The organism is Cognatundibacterium luofuense, from assembly GCF_018139685.1.
In the GTDB taxonomy this organism is placed as follows: domain Bacteria; phylum Pseudomonadota; class Gammaproteobacteria; order Burkholderiales; family Burkholderiaceae_D; genus Undibacterium; species Undibacterium luofuense.
Window position 1 is genome coordinate 1 of record NZ_JAGSPN010000303.1, and the last position, 359, is coordinate 359.

Genomic DNA, 359 nt, shown 5'->3' on the forward strand with positions numbered 1-359 from the left:
TACGGTCACTCCGTATTTGCGGAGGATTTCTTTACCCTGATACTCATGGATTTTCATACGACTTCCCTTCAGACACTGAGGTATAAATAATAATTAAACAAACTAGCTGGGTGATTTTGCATCAGGCGAAGATTTCGCCCAACGCGGGTAATACTGAACAACGGCCGGTCCATCCAGACGCAATGCGTGGCAGCGGTCTAACTGGAAAGGCTGGTTGGAATCAGTGGAATTGCTGGCGGCGTCACGTGTATCGATCACGTCACCGGCGAATGCTTGAATTGCTGCGGTAGGTAGAATCTGTGCTAACTCTGTGAGGTGCGTACACCCATTGGTACCGGATAGTCGCTCTTTGACGCCCT

General features: G+C 49.6%; 1 protein-coding gene. It reads right to left on the minus strand.

The features are described 5' to 3' along the window. Positions 1–102: 102 nt before the first annotated feature. A partial coding sequence (locus KDM89_RS20520; RefSeq protein WP_212689707.1) for a DUF2889 domain-containing protein occupies positions 103–359 on the minus strand: 257 nt, incomplete at its 5' end.